Origin of the sequence: Micromonospora sp. D75, from assembly GCF_018070405.1 — a bacterium.
GTDB classification, from domain to species: Bacteria; Actinomycetota; Actinomycetes; order Mycobacteriales; family Micromonosporaceae; genus Micromonospora; species Micromonospora chalcea.
On record NZ_JAGPXV010000678.1, the window covers coordinates 1 to 3,004 of the forward strand.

Consider the following 3,004-nt stretch of genomic DNA (forward strand, 5'->3'; position numbering starts at 1 on the left):
GCGTGGTGTTCTGCGCGACCACGCCGATCACCTGGGAACGGCCGGTCACCAGCGCGCGGGCCGCGCGGTTGGGCCGGTAGCCGAGCTCGGTGATGGCGGCCTGGACCCGCAGCCGGGTCTGTTCACGCACGTTGGGATGCCCGTTGAGCACCCGGGAGACCGTCTGGTGCGAAACCCCGGCGAGGCGAGCCACGTCCGTCATCGCAGGACCGCGCACGGCCACCTCACTTTCGCCACTGCCCGCGGCGGCCACACCCGGTCGATCTCGACCGGACCGTCCCGGGTGGCGACAGTCTACGCCAGCGGTCCCATCGGTATCGCTACCGCAGATCGACCGTTCCCACCGTGGCGCGCCGATTATCGCGGAATCGGCAGGCGGCTCATTCCCTTCCGTTGCGCAGCGGCACGAACAGGCAGCTCGGAGCGGGTGGAATTGGGCCCGGGGTGCGGCATTTCCGGCGATTGCCGGAGCCGCACCCCGGGCTATGAAGATGTGTCAACGGCCGCGAATGGTGACCGTTGTCACGGTGTCGTCAGCGAGAACTGCCGCACCGTCACCGAACCGCCAAGCGATTGCGTGGCGTAGTTGAAGAAGCCGAACCGGTAGCCCATGAAGAACTGCCACGCGTTGTTGAGCGTCAGCGCGTTGCCCAGCGACACGAAGTTCACCCCGTCGGTGCTGTAGGAGAACCGCGCCTGCCGTCCGGAGCCGGGGCGGATGTCGGCGTTGGCCCGCAACCAGATCCGCCCGCCGGACACCGCCGCGCTGGCGATCTCCGTGCCGGTGCTCGTGGTGTTCCAGTTCGAGCCCATGGTCAGACCGTTTGTCATCACCACCCGGGTCGCGCCGTTGTCCCGCCGTACGCCGATCCAGGCCGAACTGTCCCGCAGCATCGCCAGGCCGGCCCGGTCACCGTCGCGCATGGTCGAGTAGTCCAGCTCGATGGTGCCGGTCGAGGTCGGACCCTGGATGCGGTGGGTGAGCGTGTTGCGGGCCCGGTACAGGTCGTTCGTGACGGTGGCGGTCTGCAGGCGCAGGCCGTTGTTCACCGACCACCTGCTGTTGTCCGGGTTGTGGTTCCACTCGTACTGCGGGCCGAGCGTGGTGCCGGAGAACGTGTCGGTGCCGGTGAGCGGCTTGACCGGGCGGGTCGGCAGCGGGTTGGGGTAGCTCGCGCCCCAGGCCCCGTTGACGGTCTGCAGCTGCGGCCAGCCGTCGGAGGTCCAGGTGATCGGCGCCAGCGTCGGCATCCGGCCGCCCGGGTAGGCGTCGGTGAATGCCATGTAGTACCAGGCGCCGGTCTGCGTCTGCACCAGCCCGCCCTGGTGCGGCACGCCGCCACCGGAGATCGGGCCGGGCAGGTTCAGCAGCACCTGCCGCTGCTCGTACGGGCCGAACGGGCCGTTCGTGGACTTCAGCACGTACTGGCCGTTGGCCGGCCGGGTCAGCCAGATGTAGTACGCGCCGTTGCGCTTGTAGAAGCGCGCCCCCTCCAGCGTGCCGATGCTCGACGGCGTCTGGTAGACCTGCTGCGCCCGCACCTGGCTGCGCCCGTCGGCGGAGAGCTGGGCCACGCTGATCGTGCCGTTGCCGTACGCGACGTACATGGTGTCGTTGTCGTCGATCAGCATGCCGGCGTCGTAGTAGCAGTTGGGGATGGTGGCGAGGCGGCTCCACGCGCCGTCCACGGCGGTGGCGGTGTAGATGTGGGTCTGCGCGAAATCGATGCACCCGGCCCAGTAGAACGTGCGGTTGCTCGGCCGGTAGTTCAGCGTCGACGCCCAGATGCCGTCCACGTACGCCTGCTCGCTGGCGCTCAGGTCGTACTTGGTGCCGAACTCCAGCCGCGGCACCGAGTGCCCGGCGAACTCCCAGTTCACCAGGTCCCAGGAGCGCAGCACCGGCGCGCCGGGCGAGTAGTGCATGGTGGAGGCGGACATGTAGTAGACGTCGCCGACCCGGATGATGTCGACGTCGGCGAAGTCCTGCCAGACCGCCGGGTTGGTGAAGTTGCCGCTCGGCGTGCCCGGGTCACCCGGGTTGCCGCCGACCCGCACCAGCTGCCACTGCTGGTTCGCGCCGTTCCAGTCGTCGTACTGGACGATGTTGCCGCCGTCGGCGGTGGAGGCGTTCTGCACCTCCATCACCTTGTTCGAGTTCCGGTTGATCAGCCGGACGTACCCGCTGTCGGAATCGGCCAGCCGGAACTGCTGGTTGGTGCCGCCGTGGTCGGTCCACTGGACCACCGCGGCCCCGTTGGCGGTGGACGCGCCGGTCACGTCCAGCACCTTGCCCGAGTGCCGGGAGCGCAGCCGGTAGTAGCCACCGCCGGAGTCCACGAACTGCCACTGCTGCCAGGCGCCGTCGTTGCGCGTCCACTGGGTGATCCGCGCGCCGTCGTTCGTCGCCTGGTTGTACAGGTCCAGCGCCTTGCCGCTGTTGCGGTTCACCAGCACGTAGTACGCGCTGGTGTCCACGGTGGCCGCGGAGACGGGCGCGGGCACGGCGCCCACCACCACGCCACCGACAAGCAGCGCCACCACCCCGGCCAGCAGCCGGGACAGGCGTCCACGTCCACGGGACAGTCGAGCCGTCACCATGATCCTCCTTCGTCGACCGGAGCCCGGGCACGGCGACGCGCGCCGACGACGTCGGCGTTATCGCTAACAGCGATGCCCACCCAGGCGGGAGTCGGATCCCTGGCAACTGCGGCGCAGATCGCGCCCGGAACGGCCCGCGAGCGGTGCCGGTGACCCTATCCATCGACTGTGAGCGATAACATGGCGTTCGTCAAGGCGTAACACGCCGCCCGCCACGCGGGGTCGGCGCGGCGGGCGGCGAGGGGGTTCAGAAGCCCCGGGCGAGCCGGTAGTACGCCTGGTTCCAGCGCAGCTCGTCGGCGAAGCGGTGCGGGCGCGTCTCCGCGTCGATGACCACCAGCTCGGTCCGGGCCATCGCCGCCAGGTCGCGCAGCTCCTCCACGCCGACGGCCTGGGAGAGCAC

At 69.6% G+C, this 3,004-nt stretch carries 2 protein-coding genes and 1 pseudogene; all 3 read right to left on the minus strand.

What is annotated here, in order from left to right:
- The coding region (locus KBX39_RS27540; RefSeq protein WP_210873268.1) for a LacI family DNA-binding transcriptional regulator at positions 1–202 on the minus strand (202 nt) is incomplete at its 3' end.
- Positions 203–522: 320 nt separating this feature from the next.
- Positions 523–2,601, minus strand: coding sequence for an RICIN domain-containing protein (locus KBX39_RS27545; protein WP_247660666.1), 2,079 nt, complete (start codon positions 2,599–2,601; stop codon positions 523–525).
- Between the two features lie 247 nt (positions 2,602–2,848).
- Positions 2,849–3,004: pseudogene (locus tag KBX39_RS33610) on the minus strand (L-arabinose isomerase); the annotation flags it as partial.